Source organism: Paraburkholderia sp. D1E (assembly GCF_052682275.1).
Genome location: NZ_JBQYMB010000001.1, coordinates 7,646,147 through 7,665,052, shown reverse-complemented (window position 1 = coordinate 7,665,052; position 18,906 = coordinate 7,646,147). Strand labels below are relative to the sequence as shown.

Below are 18,906 nucleotides of genomic sequence, written 5' to 3'. Positions count from 1 at the left end.
CCGCCCCCGGCGACGCTCGCCCATTCGTAAGAGGAGACACCGCATGACCCCGATATCACCCGCTGAGCGCGCAGACGCACCTGCCGCGCCGCAAGGCACGCATCTGAAGCGTACGCTTGGCCTGCCTTCAGTCTTGCTGTTCGGCCTCGCCTATATGGCGCCGCTGATCGTCTACGGCACATACGGTGTGCTGGCGAGCGCCAGCAACGATACCGCTGCGCTCGCGTATCTGATTGCCCTGATCGCTATCGTGTTCACCGCGCTCAGTTACGGCAAGCTCGCGCGGCTGTTCCCGGTGGCGGGTTCTGCCTATACATACACGCGCAAAACCTTCAATCCGCATCTGGGTTTCATGATTGGCTGGGCCACCTTGCTCGATTACTTTTTCCTGCCGATGGTGATCTGGCTAATCGGCGCCGCGTATCTCAGCGCCGCGTTCCCGCACATTCCGAGCTGGATCTGGATCATCGCGTTTATCGTCTTGACGAGCGCGCTGAATATTCTCGGCATCGAACTCGCGAACCGTTTCAACATCGTGCTGATGGTCGTGCAACTCGCGATCGTCGCGTTGTTCGTCGTGCTGTGCTGCCACTATGTGACCGCTGCAGTCGGCCCCGGCGGTCTGATTTCGGCCGAACCGTTCTTCAAGCCGCACGTGCCGTTCTCGGCGACGATGGCGGGTGCCGCAATTGCCGCCTATTCGTATCTCGGCTTCGACGCGGTGTCGACGTTGACCGAAGAAACCATCGCCCCTGAAAAGACCATGCCGCGCGCGATCGTGCTGATCGCACTGATCGGCGGCGCGATCTTCGTAATTGCCGCGTACACGGTGCAGCTCGCGCACCCGGGTGCGGTGTTCAAGGACCCGGATTCGGCCGCTTTCGAAGTCGCACGCAAAGTCGGCGGAGATATCTTCGTGACGGTGTTTCTGGCCGGCCTGATTCTCGCGCAGTTCGCTTCGGGTATCTCGGCGCAGGCAAGCGTGGGACGTTTGCTGTATGCGATGGGACGTGACGAAGTATTGCCGAAACGCATCTTCGGTTTCGTGCATCCGAAGTTCAAGACACCGGCGCTGAACATCGCGATCGCGGGCGCAATTGGTCTGGTCGCGTTGAAGCTCGATGTGGCGACGTCAACCTCGTTCATCAACTTCGGCGCGTTTCTCGCGTTCACTGCGGTCAATCTGTGCGTAATCCGTCAGTTTTTCAACGCGAAGGGCAGTGCGAATGCGATGGGCGTGATCGGCGGCCTGCTGTTTCCGCTGGCCGGGGCGATTGCAGATATCTGGCTGCTGGTGAGCCTCGAGAAAACCGCGCTGGTGCTGGGTGCGGTGTGGTTCGTGCTGGGCTTGTGTTATCTGGGCTGGATCACGCGCTGTTTCCGTCAAGCGCCGCCGGAAGTCGCGGTCTGATGCGGCCGCTCGCGCTTGTACTCGTGGCCGTCTGTCAGCGGCGAGGCAGGGCGCAAGGTGGCGCGCGCGTTAGACCTGATGACGCTGCTTCACGCAGCGTCGAACTCAAAGCGCCATATCGAAAGCGGGCCTGAGGAACAGCTCGATCGCCATCACCACAAGGCCCATTGCGGCCGCCGACAGTGTCAACGTGCCGTATTCGTCGTAGCGTGAGTCGTATAGACACGCCACGACGAAAATAATCGCTAGCAGGTTGGTCAGCCAGTCGAAGTTCAGCGCCAAGTTCATCGATTAAATCCGGGCTCGCGCGTGACTCGTATCGTCGAATCACGCTATTACGTGAGCCGGATTCTAGCGAGTTGAGCTTACGGATTCGCAACGACTGGGCTTACACAAATTACGCCCCGCAGGAAGTCCCCTTGGGGGGCGCCCCGCAGGAAGTCCCCTACGCGGACATCATGTCGTGCTCGATCCAGTCGATCACCGAGTTACGCCTGGGCTGCCAGCCGAGCAGTTTATGTGCGCGCTCACCGCGCACACGACTATTCGAACCCAGCCCATACGACGCCATTTCGTAGCCCCATTCCTTCTGCGCTTCTCCGAGCGGCCAGTCTTGCGCCGCGCCGAGTTTCATCACGCGCGCGATCGCGGCGCTCATGTCACGGAACGACGCCTCGCCGCTTTCGACGAAGTAGAACGTGCCCGCCGGTGTCTTCTCCAGCGCGAGGCGATAGAGTTCGGCGACGTCGTCGATATGCACGTTCGACCAGATGTTGCCGCCACTGCCCACGTGCCGCACGACACCGCTCTTTTGCGCCTGACGCACGAGCCGTGGCAACTGCACGCTTGCGCTGCCCGGCACCGCGCCGTGGCCATAGATCAGCGTGTTGCACAGCACCGCCGAGCGGATGTTCTGCTGCGCCGCGTTGAGCACGAGTTGATCGATGGCGACGCGTGCCGCTTTATCCGCGGTCGGCTCGGGCAGGGCGTCCTCGTGATAGATGCGTGCCTCGCCCGCTTCGCCGCCCGAGGCATCGCCGACGATGCTCGAGCCGCTCGTATGCAGAAACGGCTTGCCGGAGCCGGCCAGGCCGTCGATCAGCGCTTGCACCGCGCCTTGATGGTCGCTGCTCGCGGCGTTGATGACCGCGTCGGCCGCTTTTGCTTCCGCGATCAGTAGCTCGCGGTCGTCGAGCGTGCCGATGACGGGTTCGATACCGAGGCGTTGCAACTCGGCGCTATGTTCGGGCTTGCGGATCAAACCGCGCACCTGATAGCCGGCGCGTACGAGGTGCGCCGCAATCGAACCGCCGATAAAGCCGCTTGCGCCAGTAATGAAAATCTTCAAGACGTTCTCCTAGAGGGAAACACCGGAAACACGATGACATGCACGCAGTATCCACCGTCTTGATTCTCGCAAAAAGCGTGTTAGTCTCAAATCAATCTTGATTTGAAATCAACAATGAAAACTTCGACCGACGAATTGCTGGTGTTCGTCACGGTGATCGATAGCGGCTCGATCACCGCGGCGGCGGAGAAATTGGGGCAAACCGTCTCAGGCGTCAGCCGGGCGCTCACGCGTCTCGAAAAGAAACTCGACACGGCGCTGGTACGGCGCACGACGCGCCGTCTGCAACTGACCGAAGAGGGTGAGGCGTTTCTGCAGCGGGCCCGGGCGATTCTCGATGCGATGGAAGAGGCCGAGGAATCCGTCACGCGCGGGCGCGAGCGGCCGTCGGGGCGTTTGCGTGTCGATGCGGCGTCGCCATTCATGCTTCATTGCGTGGCGCCCCATATGAAGGCGTTTTCGGCGCTGTATCCGGAGATTCGTCTGGAGCTGACCAGCAACGAGCGGATCGTCGATCTGCTCGAACAGAAGGTGGATATCGCGATCCGTATCGGTGCGTTGCAGGATTCGACCTTGCATGCGCGCGCCTTGGGCAGCAGCAAGCTGAGAGTGCTCGCCAGTCCGGCGTATCTGGCCGAATACGGCGAACCCAGGTCGGTGGAAGCGTTGCGCGAGCATCGTCTGATCGGTTTTACCGCGCCGGAGCATCTGAATCGCTGGCCGTTGCGGCGGGGCGGGAAGGGCAAGTCAGAGCCGCTGAAGATCGAGCCCGCGATCACCGCATCGAGCGGTGAGACGCTGCGCCAACTGGCTCTCTCAGGATGGGGCATCGCCTGTCTCGCCGTCTTCATGACTGCGGCCGACGTGCGCGAAGAGCGGCTGGTGCCGATTCTCGGCAACGTGCTGGTAGATGAAAGGCAGCCGGTGAGCGCGGTGTATTACCAGAGCGCGTCGCTGGCGGGACGCGTGCAGTGCTTCCTGGATTTCATGGCGGCGCGGGTGAGGCTTTAGCGAATCTTTCGCCAGTAGCGCGTTTCAACAGAGCCCGCGGCTCGTAGGAGTGCGCGGGCTTTTTTGCGTCGTCAGTGCGTTCTCCTATAACTCTGGAAGAGGGACATCGAGGTTGCAGTGCAGCGGCGCATCGGCGCAGGGGGAAAGGGGGCACATTGGCCGCCGCGGCCCGCCAACTGCCCCAGCCGGCGCGTTGAATCTTTTTGTCCGCTTGCCGCTCTACATTTTGAACGTGTATATACAAGTTATCTGTCGAGGCGAACGAATGCGGTGGGGCAAGCGCTGTCACCTCAAACCGCGGCTCAACCGACATGGGTGCCTTGCCAGCATCTAGTTCTAATGGAAACCCCCAGGCTGGAAGCCGCAAAAACAAGTTGTATATACAAGACGGCGACGTTAGACTTCTCTCGAATTGTATAGACAAGACAGGACACAACACCATGATGATTCTGAAGCCCGGCCACCTGACCCTCCCGCAACTGCGCCAGATCGCACGCGAACACGTCGCGCTGCAACTCGATCCTGCCAGCCACGCCGCCATCGACGCCTGCGCCAAAGCCGTCGCCGATATCGCCGCGAAGGGCGAACCGGCCTATGGCATCAACACGGGTTTCGGGCGCCTCGCCAGCACGCACATTCCGCATGACCAGCTCGAACTGCTGCAGCGTAATCTGGTGCTGTCGCACGCGGTCGGCGTGGGTGAGCCGATGTCGCGTCCGGTCGTGCGTCTCCTGATCGCGCTGAAGCTGTCGAGCCTCGGGCGCGGCCACTCGGGCATCCGTCGTGAAGTGATGGAAGCGCTCATCACGCTGTACAACGCCGACGTCCTGCCGGTGATTCCGGTCAAGGGTTCGGTTGGCGCATCGGGCGACCTCGCGCCGCTCGCGCATATGTCGGCCGCGTTGCTGGGCGTCGGCGACGTGTTCGCGAAGGGCGAGCGCATGCCGGCCATCGAAGGTCTCGCGCTGGTCGGCCTCAAGCCGCTCACGCTGCAAGCGAAGGAAGGTCTCGCGCTGCTGAACGGCACGCAAGCTTCGACCGCACTCGCGCTCTACAACATGTTCGCCATTGAGGATCTGTACCGCACCGCACTGGTGGCGGGCGCGTTGTCGGTGGACGCAGCAGCGGGGTCGGTCAAACCGTTCGACGCGCGCATTCACGAACTGCGCGGCCATCAAGGTCAGATCGACGCGGCAACCGCTTACCGTTCGCTGTTGCAAGGCTCGGGCATCAATGTTTCGCACGCCGATTGCGACAAGGTTCAGGACCCGTACAGCCTGCGCTGCCAGCCGCAAGTGATGGGCGCGTGTCTGGACCAGATGCGCCATTCAGCCGATGTGCTGCTGCTGGAAGCCAATGCCGTCTCCGACAATCCGCTGATTTTCCCGGACACGGGCGAAGTGCTGTCGGGCGGCAATTTCCACGCTGAGCCGGTCGCATTCGCTGCTGACAACCTCGCGCTTGCCGTCGCTGAAATCGGCGCGCTGGCCGAACGCCGCATCGCGCTGCTGATCGACACGACGCTGTCGGGCCTGCCGCCGTTCCTCGTGCGTGATGGCGGTGTGAATTCGGGCTTCATGATTGCTCACGTGACCGCCGCGGCGCTCGCCTCCGAGAACAAGACACTCGCGCATCCGGCTTCGGTCGATTCGCTGCCGACCTCCGCGAACCAGGAAGATCACGTTTCGATGGCCACGTTCGCCGCGCGCAAGCTCGGCGATATTGCCGAAAACGTCGCGAACATCCTGTCGATCGAGTTGCTTGCCGCCGCCCAAGGCGTCGACCTGCGCGCGCCGCACAAGACCAGCCCGAGCCTGCAGAAAGTGATGGACGCGGTGCGCAAGGACGTCGCGCATTACGAGCTCGATCACTACTTCGCACCGGATATCGAGGCTGTGACGCACCTGGTGCAGGACGGCACGATCGCGAAGCTGAGCCCGTTCTCGTTTGCATCCGAACAGTAAGCTCGAAAAACACGTTTAAGCACGCCAACAAGCCAATGAACGCACCGGCCTATCAGGGCATCAAGGACTTCATCCTCGGCCGCATTCATGCGGGCGAATGGTCTGAAGGCGACCAGGTGCCCTCCGAAAACGAGCTCGCGCGCGAATTCAACGTCGCGCGCATGACGGTCAACCGCGCGTTGCGCGAGTTGACTTCGGAGCAGGTGCTGACGCGCGTGCAGGGCTCGGGCACGTTCGTGGCCCGGCCCAAGTACGAATCGACGCTGGTGGCGATCCGCAGCATCTCCGACGAAATCGTCGCGCGCGGTCATCGTTATCAGGCGAAGGTGTTGCACATCGGCGCGAGCATCGCCGACGAAGCGCTCGCCGAAGAAATGCAGGTGAGCGCGGGCAGTCCGGTGTTTCATTCACGCGTGCTGCATTTCGAAAACGACGAGCCGGTGCAGCTCGAAGAGCGCTGGGTCAACCCGGCGGTCGCGCCCGAGTACGCGTTGCAGGACTTCACGAACACCACGCCGAATCAGTATCTGGTGCGCGTCGCGCCGCTGCAGCGCGTCGAGTACCGCATCGAAGCGTTGGCTGCGGACGCTGACACGCGCGAATTGCTGACCATGGATGAACTCGAACCGTGCCTCGTGCTGCATCGGCGCACGTGGTCGCAAAGCCAGGTCGCCTCGATCGCCAATCTCTGGCATCCCGGCAGCCGCTATCGCTTCACCGGACATTTCTGATTTCGCCGTATTTTCCGACTCATTTTCCCGATTTCTCCCGAACATTTTCACGCATTCCGAGGGCCACCATGAACAACCCGAAACACATCGACCCGCGTCTGGACCCGACTCGCACGATCCGCGCACCGCGCGGCGCGGAAAAGACCTGCAAGACCTGGATCGCGGAAGCCGCGTACCGGATGATCCAGAACAATCTGGACCCGGAAGTCGCCGAGCATCCGCATGCACTGGTTGTGTATGGCGGTATTGGCCGTGCTGCGCGGAACTGGGATTGCTTCGATCAGATCCTCGCATCGCTGAAGGACCTGAACGAAGACGAGACGCTGCTGATTCAATCGGGCAAGCCGGTCGGCGTGTTCAAGACGCATGCCGACGCACCGCGCGTGCTGCTGGCGAATTCGAATCTGGTGCCGCATTGGGCGACGTGGGAACACTTCCACGAACTCGATCGCAAGGGCCTGATGATGTACGGGCAGATGACCGCGGGCAGCTGGATTTACATCGGCAGCCAGGGCATCGTGCAGGGCACCTACGAGACGTTCTTCTCGGTGGCGAACCAGCATTTCAACGGCGATCCTTCGGGCCGCTGGATTCTGACCGGTGGTCTCGGCGGCATGGGCGGCGCGCAGCCGTTGGCAGCAACCATGGCCGGCTTCTCGATGATCGCGGTGGAATGCGACGAGACGCGTATCGATTTCCGTCTGAAGACCCGCTACGTCGACAAAAAAGCGAAGACGCTCGACGAAGCGCTCGTCATGCTTGAAGAAGCGAAGAAGGCAGGCAAGCCGGTATCGATCGGTCTGCTGGGCAACGCAGCCGATGTGTTCGCCGAATGCGTGACGCGCGGCATCACGCCGGATTGCGTGACCGACCAGACCAGCGCCCACGATCCGATTCATGGTTATTTGCCGCAAGGCTGGAACGTCGAAGACTGGCGCGAGCGCATGAAGACGGCGCCGGATTCCATCATCACGCCGGCCAAGCAGTCGATGGCCAAACAGGTGCAGGCGATGCTGACGCTGCAGGAACGCGGCGCCGCCACGCTCGACTACGGCAACAACATCCGTCAGATGGCGCTGGAAATGGGCGTGGAAAACGCGTTCGATTTCCCGGGTTTCGTGCCGGCGTACATCCGTCCGTTGTTCTGCGAAGGCAAGGGCCCGTTCCGTTGGGTCGCGCTGTCCGGTGATCCGGAAGACATCTACAAGACCGATGCGAAGGTCAAGGAATTGATTCCCGACGATCCGCATCTGCACAACTGGCTCGACATGGCGCGCGAACGTATCGCGTTCCAGGGTTTGCCGGCGCGGATCTGCTGGGTCGGCGTGAAGGATCGTTATCGTCTGGGCCAGGCGTTCAACGAAATGGTCAGGAGCGGCGAGCTGAAGGCGCCGATCGTGATCGGCCGCGATCACCTCGACACCGGTTCGGTCGCAAGTCCGAACCGCGAAACCGAATCGATGAAAGACGGCTCGGACGCAGTCAGCGACTGGCCGTTGCTCAACGCACTGCTGAACACGGCAGGCGGCGCGTCGTGGGTCTCGCTGCATCACGGCGGCGGGGTAGGCATGGGCTTCAGCCAGCATTCGGGCGTTGTGATCGTCGCTGACGGCACGGATGCCGCGAAGGCGCGCCTCGGCCGCGTGCTGTTCAACGATCCGGCGACCGGTGTGATGCGTCACGCGGATGCGGGTTATGAACTCGCGCAGGAAACGGCGCGCGAGGCAGGCCTGAATCTGCCGATGCTGGGCCGTTGATCATGGCGCTTCACGGCACGCTTGTCGGTAGCATGGCAAGCACAACGCTCATCCGTGGCGCCGATCTCGTGGCGGCGCCGTGGAAGAACGGCGGCGGCGTCACGCGTGAAGTCGCGGCGTTCCCCGAAGGCGCGGGGCTCGATGCATTCGTGTGGCGCGTGAGCATCGCCGATGTCGCGCAAGCAGGACCGTTCTCGCGTTTCGCGGGCATCGATCGCACACTCGTGTTGTTGTCGGGCGCGGGCATGTTGCTCGACGAAACAGACGACGCCGGCACGCACGCCGTGAACACGCTCGCATTGATTCAGCCGCTCGATATCGCGGAGTTCGCGGGCGAAGCGCAAATCGATGCACGCCTCGTTGACGGCGCCACGCGCGACTTCAACCTGATGGTCCGGCGTGGCGCGGCGGTGGGCGAAACTGAAGTGTGGCGCGGTGATACGCAGCGCACTGTGTCCGCCGACGTGGTGCTGTTGTTCTGCGCAAGCGGTTCGGTTTCGGTCACACTCGGTGGCGACGCCCAACCGCGCGCGCTGGAGCCCGGCGACACACTGCGCATCGGCACGCCGAATACGCTGTCATGCACGGTCAAGGGCGCTGGTGCCTTGCTCGCGATCAGCATCCGCTATACGTGATGAACGCAACGATGACGACGATTCGCGCCCGCGCCTAGGTCCTGGCAAACGCCTGGCAAAGCGCGCCGCGAATCACCACAGACACGCAACGAGCTGCAAAGAGCACGCGATGAAGCAAACCGTCTGGCATCACCTGAAACTCTGCCCCGAGGGCGATCCCCAACACACGCTGCCCGATGCTGCGATTGCCGTTGAAGACGGCAAGATCGCATGGCTCGGCGCAGCTTCCGAATTACCCGCCGAGTACGCCGCATGGCCGCGTGAAGACCTGCACGGCGCGTGGGTGACGCCAGGTCTCGTCGATTGCCATACGCATCTGGTATATGGCGGCCAGCGCGCGGATGAATTCGCGCAACGCCTGGCGGGCGTCAGTTATGAAGAAATCGCGCGGCAGGGCGGCGGCATCGTCTCGACGGTGCGCGCCACGCGTGCCGCCGGCGAAGACTCGCTGTTCCGCCAATCGGCCGCGCGCCTCGAACCGCTGCTCGCCGAGGGCGTCACGGCGATCGAAATCAAATCCGGCTACGGCCTCGATCTCGCGAACGAGCGCAAGATGCTGCGCGTCGCGCGCCAGTTGGGCGAGCGCTATCCGGTGTCGGTCTATACGACGTTTCTCGGCGCGCACGCCTTGCCGCCCGAATTCGCCGGAAGAGCCGACGCGTATATCGACGAAGTCTGCAACACGATGCTGCCCGCGCTTGCCGACGAAGGCCTGGTCGATGCGGTCGACGTGTTCTGCGAGCGCATCGGTTTTTCGCTGGAACAAAGCGAGCGTGTGTTCAACGCAGCGGAGCGCTACAAGCTGCCGGTGAAGATGCACGCCGAGCAGTTGTCGAACAGCGGCGGCACGGCATTGGCCGCGCGTCACCACGCGCTATCCGCGGATCACCTCGAATTCCTCGACGAGGCCGGTGTTGCCGCGATGAAAACGTCCGGCACAGTCGCCGTGCTGCTGCCCGGCGCGTACTACTTCATCCGCGAGACGCAATTGCCGCCGTTGGACTTGCTGCGGCGCTATCAGGTGCCGATCGCAATTTCCACCGACAGCAATCCCGGCACATCGCCCACCACCTCGCTGCTGCTGATGATGAACATGGCGACCACGCTATTCCGCATGACCGTGCCCGAAGTGCTGCAAGGCGTGACCGCGCATGCGGCGCGTGCGCTCGGCAAGGCGGATACGCACGGCGCGCTGCAAGCCGGGCGTGCGGCGGATTTCGCGGTGTGGTCGGTGGAAACGCTTGCCGAGCTGGCTTACTGGATTGGGCGTCCGTTGTGCGCACGAGTCGTACGCGCGGGCGAGACCGTTTATACGCGGCGTGAATTGAGCTAGGGCCTGAGAGATGACGCAAGCAAAACAATCACTATTCGCCGATCACGCCTATCTCCCCGACGGCTGGCGCCGCAATGTGCTGCTGGAATGGGACACAAACGGCACGCTGACATCGGTTACGCCCGATACGGTAGCGGTTCCTGACGGTGTAAAAAAAGCCGCCGGTCCCGTATTGCCTGGCATGCCGAATCTTCACTCGCATGCGTTTCAACGCGCAATGGCCGGCCTCACCGAATATCGCGCCGCATCCGGCACAGGGGCCACCGATAATTTCTGGAGCTGGCGGGATCTGATGTACCGTTTTGCCGCGCGCATTACGCCGGAAGGACTCGCTGCTGTCGCGCAGTGGCTGTACATCGAGATGTTGAAAGCGGGCTATACGTCGGTCTGCGAATTCCATTATGTGCACCACACGCCGGATGGCAGTCGTTATTCGAACCAGGCGGAACTGGCGCAGCGCGTGGTGGATGCGGCGTCGGCCAGCGGCATCGGCATGACGATGCTGCCCGTGCTGTATCAGTACAGCGGTTTTGGTTCACGCGCACCGCGTGAAGATCAGCAGCGCTTCATCAATACGCCGGAGAGTCTGCTCGATCTGCTCGACACGTTGCGTGCGGCGCGTTCTGAGAGTGCGGCGTTGCGCTATGGCGTCGCGCCGCATTCATTGCGTGCGGTCTCGGCCGAATCGTTGCGGACATTGTTGAACGGCATCGAGCGAAGCGCGCCGGTTCACATTCATATTGCCGAGCAAACCGCCGAGGTCGACGCCTGCCTTGAAACCGAAGGTGCGCGGCCGGTGCAATGGCTGCTCGACCGCTTCGACGTCGACAGCCGCTGGTGCCTCGTGCATGCGACGCACGTCGATGCGAACGAAACGCTGGCGCTCGCGAAAAGCGGTGCGGTCGCCGGTTTGTGTTTGACCACCGAAGCCAATCTCGGCGACGGCATTTTTCCGGCGCAAGAGTATCTCGACGCGCAAGGGCGCATCGGCATTGGTTCGGACAGCCATATCGGCGTCGACTGGCGGGCGGAATTGCGTTTGCTCGAATACGGGCAGCGTCTCACGCGTCGGCAGCGCAACGTGCTGGCTTCGGCGCACGCCGCGCACGTGGCGGACCGTCTATTCGACGCTGCGCTCGACGGCGGTGCACAGGCAACGGGTCGTGCGGTCGGCGCATTGCAGGCAGGGCGCCGTGCCGACTGGCTGGTGCTCGATCCGGATCATTCGAGTATCGCCGAGCACGCGCCGGGCGCGTGGCTCTCGGGCGTTGTATTCTGCGAGCATGGCGAGACGCCGATTCGCGACGTCTACGCTGGCGGCGACAAGGTTGTCGACAACCGCCGTCATCGCGACGAAGAGGCTGTGTACGCGCGCTATCGCGTGGCGCTCGCCGATTTGCTCAAGTGAGTTGCTAAAGCGGCTTGCTGACGTGAAATGCTCGCGTGAATTGCTGGGTAAACTAGAGTCTTCGACTTTTATCGATTCCGGACTGACATGACTGCTTCGTCTACTGCAACTACTCCGCCGGTTTTATCGCTGCATCAGGGAAGCCTGCCGTTGCTGATTTCGATCCCGCATCTGGGCACGCAAATCCCCGCCGATATCGCCACAACAATGACGCCGGTCGCGCAGCGCACCGACGACTGCGACTGGCATCTCGACCGCCTCTACGCGTTTGCGCGGCGCATGGGCGCGTCGATCCTGTCGCCGACGTATGCGCGTTATGTGATCGACCTGAACCGTCCGCCCGACGGCGCGAATCTGTATCCAGGGCAGGACACCACCGGTTTGCTGCCGGTCGATACCTTCGACAAGGAGCCGTTGTATCTCGAAGGCCATCTGCCGACCGACGCCGAAGTCGCGCGTCGGCGCGATGCTTACTGGAAGCCCTATCACGACGCACTGGTGGGCGAGATTGCCGCGCTGAAGGCGAAGCACGGCAAGGTGTTGCTCTGGGAAGCGCATTCGATTCGCTCGCATGTGCCGCGGTTTTTTGAAGGACGTCTGACGGATTTCAACTTCGGCACGTCGAACGGCGCCAGCGCGGTGGCCGGATTAGGCGAGGAATTGGCCGCTGTGGTCGAGCGGCATGGCGGTTATTCCGCTGTCGCCAATGGGCGCTTCAAGGGTGGGTATATCACGCGGCAGTACGGGCAGCCCTCGGAGGGTGTGCACGCGGTACAACTCGAGTTGTCGCAGATTACGTATATGGAGGAGCAGATGCCCTATGCGTACAACGAAACGCTGGCAGTGAAAATCGAGCCCTTGCTGGAAAAACTTGTGGCGACAGCGTTGGAGCGCGTCAAGGCAGCTTGACCGATCGTTCGCGCGCGTCGGCCAGGTCGGCGCCGCTGTCGTTGCTTTTCATCTACTCTTCCCCACAGCATTCATGGCGCTTCGCATTCCGCGAGGTCGCCATGAGGCGTCCCCTTGCACCGCAAAGGTGTAACAGCATGTGTCCGTGATTGCATGCTGCCGGTTTCGCGCAGAACTTATAGAGCGTTGAAGAACATGCCGGCACGCAGCCCCGGGCGGCTCAAAAAAAAGCCCCGCATAAAGCGGGGCATCTTTGATGCTCACCCGGGCGGCACGCGGCAATCAGTGGCAGCGGTTTTCCCAGTGATGGTGGACGTGCACCTTGTGGCATACCCTGTGATGATGCTCGTCGGCCTGGGCGGGAGCGATCGCGCTGAGGGCGGCTATGGCCGCAGCAAGCGCAAGAATGACTTTTTTCATTACAGAATCCTTAAATCATTGAGGTGGTGCAGGGGCTACAGCACGAGACGTGCCGCACCGGTAGCGAAGGATGCCATACATCGCGTGCGTAGCGGAGGAACGCTGGCTGAATGCATGGGTCAACTCAAAACGCAGCGCTTCATGGCGTTTTATCCCCGGGCAGCCGCGCGCAGTAGCGTGTAATTTCGACACATCGACAGTCGCAGGATGCGTGCGCGGGCATTGCGCGCCGCGCGCCCAGGCGGCTACCCTTTCAGAACGATGACGTGTGTGAGCGCGTCGTCCATACATCGGGCAAAAAGATGGAAGACCCAGCGATGGAAGATTCCGACGAATTGCTGCTCCCGGTCTGGCGAGCGAACCTGGTGCTGCTGACCCGCGAGGTGGGCGCGGCGACGCGTTTGGCACGCATGATGACCTTTTCCGCCAGCTACCTGAAGCTGATGTTGTCCGGTCAGCGCGAATTCAGCGAGGAATTCGTGCGCGGTATCGAGGCGGTCACGGGTTTGCCGAATGGCTGGATGAACGCGTCGCATACGCAGCAGGACATACCGGCCAAGGCGCGCGAGGCGATCGACAACGAACGGCCGCTGGCGCGGTTTCGCGGCACTGCGCATCCAGTGCGCAAGAAGACGGTGCTGCGGCCGCCTGAGCCGATTTTCGGCCAGGCGGGTCCGGCCAAACGTGTGGAAGAAGAGACGCTCGATGCCGAAGCACACCGGCGCCAGGCCCATATCCGCAAAGTTCGCGATCTGGCGATGCAGGACGTGCGGCGCTTCGAGCGGCATTTGAGTCATGCGCCGGTGGATCTTTCATCGATGCGATCGAAGGTGGAGGACGTGATCGCCGCCGCCGATCTCGACGACCCGATTCAGGCCGACCTGGCCGGGCGGCTGGAGCAGATCGAAAAACATCGGCATTTGCTGCTCAGGCATGTGGAGCGGTTGCAGGCGTTGCTCGGGCAAATCGGGGAGGGGGATTGAGCGCGCAGCGGGGGTTCCGGTGATACGCAGGTTTGAAACCCCTGATTGCGAGGCTGCACGCTAACACCTGCGGCGCGCGTGAAATTCCGCCTCGAGCGTCCACGTCACGCCGTCCTGCGCCAGCGCGACCCCGGTCCAGCGGAACGAATCCTTCGTGATATCGGTGAAATTCCACCGAATCGGCGTGCCGTCGGCGTGCGTGCCGATCTGCACGAGATCATGGCCAATGCGCCGGCCTATCAGTTCATCGCGCTGACCGGTCTGCGGATTGATGTATGTCACGCGCCACGCCCGCAGCATTGGGTCCCACACTCGCAGGGTGGTGCCGTACATCGTGGCGCCGGCGTCGAGCCCCGTGTGACGCTCGCTGCATGGCGGCATGATCCACACGTCCTGCACGGCGCGGCCCTCCAGTACCCAGCCGAAATGAATCTCGCCGCGGCGGCGCGCGCTGCCAAGGTCGACGCGGTAATGCAGCACGTCCATGTCCCAACTGCCGATCAGCCAACCGTAAGCGTCGTCGGCGGCATCGATGTCGGCGGCGCGCGCCGGGGCGGCCAATGCGGCGTGAAAGCCGCGGTCGAGGGTGTCGTCCAGCATGTTCATCGTGTGTGCTCCTTCGGGCGTTCCGTGAAAGCGCCATCGCCGGAACGGGCAAAACCGCGCCGGCCGCCGATGTGCTAAAACCACGATACGGACTCAGCCGAGGTGCATCTTGGGGAAAATTGCCGTCACTTTGCAGCAGGCGCTCGCGCAACGGGCCCGGGAAGGCACGCGCGGCAGCATAACCGCGCGCCCGTTGGCCCAAGGCACGAACTGGGATGTCGCGGACATCCTCTGCACCTTCGGGCCACGCGACCAGCCGTTCGAAGAACGGCATGCGGGCGTGTGCATCGCGATGGTGGTCGCCGGTTCGTTCGGCTACCGGGCAGGGACGGGGCGTGAGCTGCTCACCTCCGGCGCGCTGCTGCTCGGCAATACGGGTGAGTGTTTCGAATGCGGCCATCGGCATGGGGCCGGCGATCGCTGCCTCGCCTTCCGCTACGCGCCGGCGTATTTCGAACGGCTTGCCGCGGACGCGGGCATCGCGAGCGGGAATCTGAACTTCAGGCGCGCGCGCATCCCGTCACTGCCTGCGTTGTCATCGCTGATCGCGCGGGCCTGTGCGGGCGCGTCGGACGCAGGCGACGCGGTGTGGGACGAACTCGCGGTCGAACTGGCGGTCTCGACGCTCAAGGCGGCGGGCGCTTTGACACGCGGGGAACCGCCCGCGAGCGCTGCGGCCTGGTCACGCGTTGCGCAGACGGTGCGGCTGATCGACGACACGCCTGGCGCACCGCATACGCTCACGAGCCTCGCTGCCGCGGCGGGGCTGAGCGAGTTCTATTTTCTGCGGACGTTCCAGCGCGTGACCGGCGTGACGCCGCATCAATATGTGCTGCGGGCGCGTTTGCGAGCAGCGGCGCTGCGTCTTCAGGACGATAGCGCGAAGGTCGTTGATATCGCGCTCGATTGCGGCTTCAACGATCTGTCGAATTTCAATCATGCGTTTCGCGCGGAGTTCGCGTCGAGTCCGCGTGTGTGGCGCGCGCGGGGCAGGGTGCGTCGCGCATGACGCGGTGCGTCGCGTTTATGAAGCGGGCTGCCACGCTGGCGTTGATCGTGTGCGCAACTGCCTCGTATGCCGCTGGCGGCTCGAGCACCACAGACGCCTCAAGCACCTCAAGCACCGCCAACGACGACCTCTCCCCCTCGACGATGGAGCGAGACGTCCATCTCTTCGTGATCCAGAAAGACGGCTCCGTCGAAGAACACGACGACACGGTCCTGCGGGCGAACACGACGAGCGGCGTCGACGATATCGCGCAACGTTACGTGTGGTTCAACAAGGACATCGAGCAGGTGCAATTGCTGAGCGCGGAAACGATCGACCCGAAAGGCGTGACGCATCCGGTCGGCCCCGAAGCGATCCGCGACGTGCAGGAGCCGCGCTCGGCGGGCGCGCCGAGTTTCGAGGACGGCGTGTTGCGCACGGTCATCTTTCCAGGCGTCGAGCCGGGCGCGCGTGTGCATCTGGCGTTTCGCAAGACGCGCACGAAGCCCTTGCAGGCCGGCACGTTCGCGTACCTGGTCGAACCGACGCGCGACCCCGTCGAGATGCAACGCCTGATTTTCGACCTGCCCGCCGACATACCGCTTTATGCCGATGCGCGCGGCTATGTTGCGTTACCGCCCGTCACGGCAAACGGACGCACCCGCTACGAGTTTGACTACCGGCACGGCCCATATGCGCCGCCCGAAGCGGGCGCGGTGGGCTATGCGAACTGGGGTGACCGGTTGATGGTGTCGACGGTACCGGACTTCGCAAGTTTCGCCGCGCGTTATCGGGGGGCCGCTAACGACGCGACGATGAGCGACCCGGCGATCGTCCAGCTCGCGCAGAGCCTGACCGGAGAGGCCAGCGATCCGCGCGCGAAAGCGCAGATACTGTACGACTGGATGCGTCTGAATATTCGCTACGTGGCGCTGTTTCTCGGCGAGACGGCGGCTGTCCCGCATAAGGCAATCGACATCCTGCGCAACCGATATGGCGACTGCAAGGACCACGTCGCGTTGTACAGCGCGCTATTGGCCGCGGTCGGCATTCGCAGCGAGGCCGTGCTGCTCAATCTCGGGCCGTACTATAGTTTGCCGGACGTGCCCGGCTACGGCGCAAGCGCGATCAATCATGCGATCGTCTGGATTCCTGAGCTATCGTTATTTGCCGACACCACGGCGGGTGGCATCGAGTTTGGTTATTTGCCACCGGGTGTGATGGACCGGCCGGTGTTGCTGGTCGGCGAGGGCGTGTTGGCGCGCACGCCGGCCACCCAGTTGCGCGAGCGCACGGCGCGCCTGCAAATCGAGGTCGATGAGAGCGGGGCGGCGAACTACGCTTATCGCGTGGAAGATGCCGGCTATACCGCGGAGCTCGAACGCAATACGTTTCGGCGGGCAACGCGGCAGCGCACGCAACAGATCGCCGCGAACCGGCTGTTGTTGACCGGCTTGCATGGCACAGCGCAATTGCACACCGGCGACGCCGCCGCCACGGACGGGCCTTTTTCCACGTCGATGCAGGGACAGGTGGCACATTTTGTCTGGACCGATGGAACGACCGCTGTGCCGGCCTTGACGAGCTTGTCCGGCGGCATGGCGGGGCAGGTGCAGGCATGGCTGGCGGAGCCTTCAAGAACGCAGCCGTGGGCGTGTATTGGCGGAGCGTTCGATGAGACGCTGGAAATGACGCTGCCGAGCTTCGTCCGTGTGACGGATGTGCCGCCGGATGCCACGGTGAAGGATCGTTTCTTCGAGTTTTCTTCCCGCTATGTGTTCGATCCTGTCGCGCGGGTCTTGCAGGTCAGGCGACAGCTTCGCGCCGCGTTTGGGCACCAGATGTGCTCCGCCGATGAGTTTGCCGGTGTAAAGGATGATCTTGTCCGGATCGAGCGGGATCTCGATTCCGAGGTGGTGGTGAAGGTCGTCAAGTAGGCGCAGGTGGCTGCAGCGGCGGTGACAAAACACCGCCACTGCAGCACGAACAACCATGCCGTCATGGGCAAAAAGAGACGCTTAACTTCCGCTCTTGGTCACGACAGGAACCCAGGCTCCGCTCTTGACCTGATATAGCGTGGACGCGCCGCTTTTCAACGCCCCGGTGCTGTCGAAAGAAATTTTCCCGGTCACGCCGTCGTAGTCGATCGCTTTGAGCACCGGCCGGTAGACCGCTGGCGAGCTGGATTTCGCCTGCTGCATCGCCTTGATCGCGGCCCATGCCCCGTCATACCCAAACGGTGCGTACGAAAGGATATCCACCCCGAACCGCTTTTTGAACTTCGCGGAAAAGTCCTTGCCGCCCGGCAACTGGGCCAACGGTCGGCCGTATTCCCAGGCCATCACGCCGTCGGCCGCGTCGCCGGCGAGCTTGATGAAGTCCTGGTCCATCACGCCGCCGCCGCCCACCAGTTGCGCGTTCAGCCCCAATTGCTTCATCCGCTTCGCGAAGCCCGCCGCCTGTGTATCCAGACCGCCGAAGAAAACCAGATCCGCATTGGTTCCCTTGATCTTGGTGATCTGCGTGCTGAAATCCACCGCGTGATTGTCGGTGTATTCGCGCGTCACGATGGTGCCGCCATGTGCCTTCACTGCCTTCTCGAACTCGTCGGCCTCGCCCTGGCCGAACGCGGTGCGATCGTCGATGATCGCAATGCGTTTGGCCTTCGTCACCTCGACGGCGTAGACGCCCGCGTTGCCGGCGTTCTGCGCATCGGTGGAAATCACCATGAAGGTGTTCGCAAAGCCTCGTCCGGCAATGATCGGATTGGTGGCCGCCGGGTCGATCACCGGAATGCCGGCCTGCTCGTACACCTGTGAGGCAGGAATCGTCGTGCCCGAATTGAAGTGGCCCACGACCACGGATACGCCCGCGTCGACCAGCTTCTGCGCGGCCTGCACGCCGATACGCGGGTCGGCCTGGTCGTCCTCGGCGACCAGCTGGAATTGTGCGACCTTGTCGCCGATCTTGATCTTCTGCGCGTTGGCTTCCTCGATCGCAAGCTGGACACCGTTCTCCAGGTCCTTCCCGTAGCCGGCGTTGGCGCCCGTGAGCGGCGCGGCGAAGCCGATCTTCACCGGCAGGTCGTCCGCGAAACTGGCCAGCGGCGCGGTCGCAAATACAGCGCCAACGAGCAGTGCAAGCGGTTTCAGCGTGTTGCGAAGACTCATGGTCTCTCTCCTCTCCATCGACAGTTCAGGTGTGAAAGCGGCAAGGCGGTAACGCTGGATCGACGCGCAAACATGGGTCGGACTTCGCATGGCGCGCGTCATCTAGGGTACGGACGACCGGTCGCTACGAACAATGCTGGAAAACGCCCAGTAGGAAGTCCCCCGCCCCGAACGAAGCCCCTGGGTGATTCGGGGATTGGGCGCGCGCAATGGCGTTTGCATGCCGGTCAAT

General features: G+C 62.9%; 17 protein-coding genes. 12 read left to right on the top strand and 5 right to left on the bottom strand.

What is annotated here, in order from left to right; translation table 11 throughout:
* Positions 1-43 precede the first annotated feature (43 nt).
* Positions 44-1,411 carry an APC family permease gene (locus tag ACUN0E_RS34385; RefSeq protein WP_445569403.1) on the top strand — a complete coding sequence of 456 codons (1,368 nt, stop codon included), beginning with the start codon at positions 44-46 and terminating at the stop codon, positions 1,409-1,411.
* Positions 1,412-1,516: 105 nt separating this feature from the next.
* On the opposite strand, the gene ACUN0E_RS34380 is transcribed toward ACUN0E_RS34385, so the two are convergent.
* Together ACUN0E_RS34380 and ACUN0E_RS34375 are read right to left on the bottom strand one after the other, a co-directional pair.
* On the bottom strand, positions 1,517-1,699 hold the full coding sequence (locus ACUN0E_RS34380; RefSeq protein ID WP_408394092.1) for a hypothetical protein: 183 nt from the start codon (positions 1,697-1,699) through the stop codon (positions 1,517-1,519).
* Between the two features lie 157 nt (positions 1,700-1,856).
* Complete coding sequence (locus tag ACUN0E_RS34375) at positions 1,857-2,759, bottom strand: NAD-dependent epimerase/dehydratase family protein (protein ID WP_445569402.1); 903 nt, start codon at positions 2,757-2,759, stop codon at positions 1,857-1,859.
* A gap of 114 nt (positions 2,760-2,873) precedes the next feature.
* On the opposite strand from ACUN0E_RS34375, the gene ACUN0E_RS34370 reads away from it, so the two are divergent.
* The 8 genes from ACUN0E_RS34370 (at position 2,874) to hutG (ending at position 12,507) form a co-directional block, all read left to right on the top strand.
* A complete protein-coding gene (locus ACUN0E_RS34370) occupies positions 2,874-3,770 on the top strand; it encodes a LysR substrate-binding domain-containing protein (protein WP_445569401.1) in 897 nt (298 codons plus the stop codon).
* Positions 3,771-4,210: 440 nt separating this feature from the next.
* Positions 4,211-5,734 carry a histidine ammonia-lyase gene (gene hutH / locus ACUN0E_RS34365; RefSeq protein ID WP_445569400.1) on the top strand — a complete coding sequence of 508 codons (1,524 nt, stop codon included), beginning with the start codon at positions 4,211-4,213 and terminating at the stop codon, positions 5,732-5,734.
* A 35-nt stretch (positions 5,735-5,769) separates the two neighbouring features.
* On the top strand, positions 5,770-6,465 hold the full coding sequence (hutC, locus tag ACUN0E_RS34360; RefSeq protein ID WP_408232423.1) for a histidine utilization repressor: 696 nt from the start codon (positions 5,770-5,772) through the stop codon (positions 6,463-6,465).
* 68 nt (positions 6,466-6,533) lie between these two features.
* Positions 6,534-8,222: a urocanate hydratase gene (gene hutU / locus ACUN0E_RS34355; RefSeq protein WP_408394098.1), complete on the top strand. Its 1,689-nt coding sequence runs from the start codon at positions 6,534-6,536 to the stop codon at positions 8,220-8,222.
* A gap of 2 nt (positions 8,223-8,224) precedes the next feature.
* Positions 8,225-8,857 (top strand): HutD/Ves family protein, encoded by a 633-nt coding sequence (locus tag ACUN0E_RS34350; protein WP_445569399.1) that lies wholly within the window; start codon positions 8,225-8,227, stop codon positions 8,855-8,857.
* 109 nt (positions 8,858-8,966) lie between these two features.
* On the top strand, positions 8,967-10,190 hold the full coding sequence (gene hutI, locus ACUN0E_RS34345; protein ID WP_408232414.1) for an imidazolonepropionase: 1,224 nt from the start codon (positions 8,967-8,969) through the stop codon (positions 10,188-10,190).
* 10 nt (positions 10,191-10,200) lie between these two features.
* A complete protein-coding gene (locus ACUN0E_RS34340; protein WP_445569398.1) occupies positions 10,201-11,598 on the top strand; it encodes a formimidoylglutamate deiminase in 1,398 nt (465 codons plus the stop codon).
* 87 nt (positions 11,599-11,685) lie between these two features.
* Positions 11,686-12,507 carry an N-formylglutamate deformylase gene (hutG, locus tag ACUN0E_RS34335; RefSeq protein ID WP_408232408.1) on the top strand — a complete coding sequence of 274 codons (822 nt, stop codon included), beginning with the start codon at positions 11,686-11,688 and terminating at the stop codon, positions 12,505-12,507.
* Between the two features lie 282 nt (positions 12,508-12,789).
* Here the strand turns inward: hutG and ACUN0E_RS34330 are convergent, their stop codons facing one another.
* Complete coding sequence (locus ACUN0E_RS34330) at positions 12,790-12,927, bottom strand: hypothetical protein (protein ID WP_408232405.1); 138 nt, start codon at positions 12,925-12,927, stop codon at positions 12,790-12,792.
* A gap of 317 nt (positions 12,928-13,244) precedes the next feature.
* Here ACUN0E_RS34330 and ACUN0E_RS34325 point away from each other — a divergent pair, with 317 nt between their 5' ends.
* A complete protein-coding gene (locus tag ACUN0E_RS34325) occupies positions 13,245-13,910 on the top strand; it encodes a hypothetical protein (protein WP_408232402.1) in 666 nt (221 codons plus the stop codon).
* A gap of 60 nt (positions 13,911-13,970) precedes the next feature.
* Here ACUN0E_RS34325 and ACUN0E_RS34320 read toward each other — a convergent pair whose 3' ends face one another.
* Positions 13,971-14,516: a hypothetical protein gene (locus tag ACUN0E_RS34320; protein WP_445569397.1), complete on the bottom strand. Its 546-nt coding sequence runs from the start codon at positions 14,514-14,516 to the stop codon at positions 13,971-13,973.
* A 109-nt stretch (positions 14,517-14,625) separates the two neighbouring features.
* On the opposite strand from ACUN0E_RS34320, the gene ACUN0E_RS34315 reads away from it, so the two are divergent.
* Positions 14,626-15,525: a helix-turn-helix transcriptional regulator gene (locus tag ACUN0E_RS34315; RefSeq protein ID WP_408394110.1), complete on the top strand. Its 900-nt coding sequence runs from the start codon at positions 14,626-14,628 to the stop codon at positions 15,523-15,525.
* Positions 15,522-17,441 carry a DUF3857 domain-containing transglutaminase family protein gene (locus tag ACUN0E_RS34310; RefSeq protein ID WP_408232392.1) on the top strand — a complete coding sequence of 640 codons (1,920 nt, stop codon included), beginning with the start codon at positions 15,522-15,524 and terminating at the stop codon, positions 17,439-17,441. Before ACUN0E_RS34315 ends, ACUN0E_RS34310 begins: the two co-directional genes overlap by 4 nt.
* 81 nt (positions 17,442-17,522) lie before the next feature.
* On the opposite strand, the gene ACUN0E_RS34305 is transcribed toward ACUN0E_RS34310, so the two are convergent.
* Positions 17,523-18,674 carry a branched-chain amino acid ABC transporter substrate-binding protein gene (locus tag ACUN0E_RS34305; RefSeq protein WP_445569396.1) on the bottom strand — a complete coding sequence of 384 codons (1,152 nt, stop codon included), beginning with the start codon at positions 18,672-18,674 and terminating at the stop codon, positions 17,523-17,525.
* Positions 18,675-18,906: the final 232 nt, after the last annotated feature.

Bases quoted from the DNA above. Each gene is read 5' to 3' on its own strand.
- ACUN0E_RS34385 (WP_445569403.1), top strand. From the start codon at position 44: ATGACCCCGATATCACCCGCTGAGCGCGCAGACGCACCTGCCGCGCCG.
- ACUN0E_RS34380 (WP_408394092.1), bottom strand. From the start codon at position 1,699: ATGAACTTGGCGCTGAACTTCGACTGGCTGACCAACCTGCTAGCGATT.
- ACUN0E_RS34370 (WP_445569401.1), top strand. From the start codon at position 2,874: ATGAAAACTTCGACCGACGAATTGCTGGTGTTCGTCACGGTGATCGAT.
- hutH (WP_445569400.1), top strand. From the start codon at position 4,211: ATGATGATTCTGAAGCCCGGCCACCTGACCCTCCCGCAACTGCGCCAG.
- hutC (WP_408232423.1), top strand. From the start codon at position 5,770: ATGAACGCACCGGCCTATCAGGGCATCAAGGACTTCATCCTCGGCCGC.
- hutU (WP_408394098.1), top strand. From the start codon at position 6,534: ATGAACAACCCGAAACACATCGACCCGCGTCTGGACCCGACTCGCACG.
- ACUN0E_RS34350 (WP_445569399.1), top strand. From the start codon at position 8,225: ATGGCGCTTCACGGCACGCTTGTCGGTAGCATGGCAAGCACAACGCTC.
- hutI (WP_408232414.1), top strand. From the start codon at position 8,967: ATGAAGCAAACCGTCTGGCATCACCTGAAACTCTGCCCCGAGGGCGAT.
- ACUN0E_RS34340 (WP_445569398.1), top strand. From the start codon at position 10,201: ATGACGCAAGCAAAACAATCACTATTCGCCGATCACGCCTATCTCCCC.
- hutG (WP_408232408.1), top strand. From the start codon at position 11,686: ATGACTGCTTCGTCTACTGCAACTACTCCGCCGGTTTTATCGCTGCAT.
- ACUN0E_RS34330 (WP_408232405.1), bottom strand. From the start codon at position 12,927: ATGAAAAAAGTCATTCTTGCGCTTGCTGCGGCCATAGCCGCCCTCAGC.
- ACUN0E_RS34325 (WP_408232402.1), top strand. From the start codon at position 13,245: ATGGAAGATTCCGACGAATTGCTGCTCCCGGTCTGGCGAGCGAACCTG.
- ACUN0E_RS34320 (WP_445569397.1), bottom strand. From the start codon at position 14,516: ATGAACATGCTGGACGACACCCTCGACCGCGGCTTTCACGCCGCATTG.
- ACUN0E_RS34310 (WP_408232392.1), top strand. From the start codon at position 15,522: ATGACGCGGTGCGTCGCGTTTATGAAGCGGGCTGCCACGCTGGCGTTG.
- ACUN0E_RS34305 (WP_445569396.1), bottom strand. From the start codon at position 18,674: ATGAGTCTTCGCAACACGCTGAAACCGCTTGCACTGCTCGTTGGCGCT.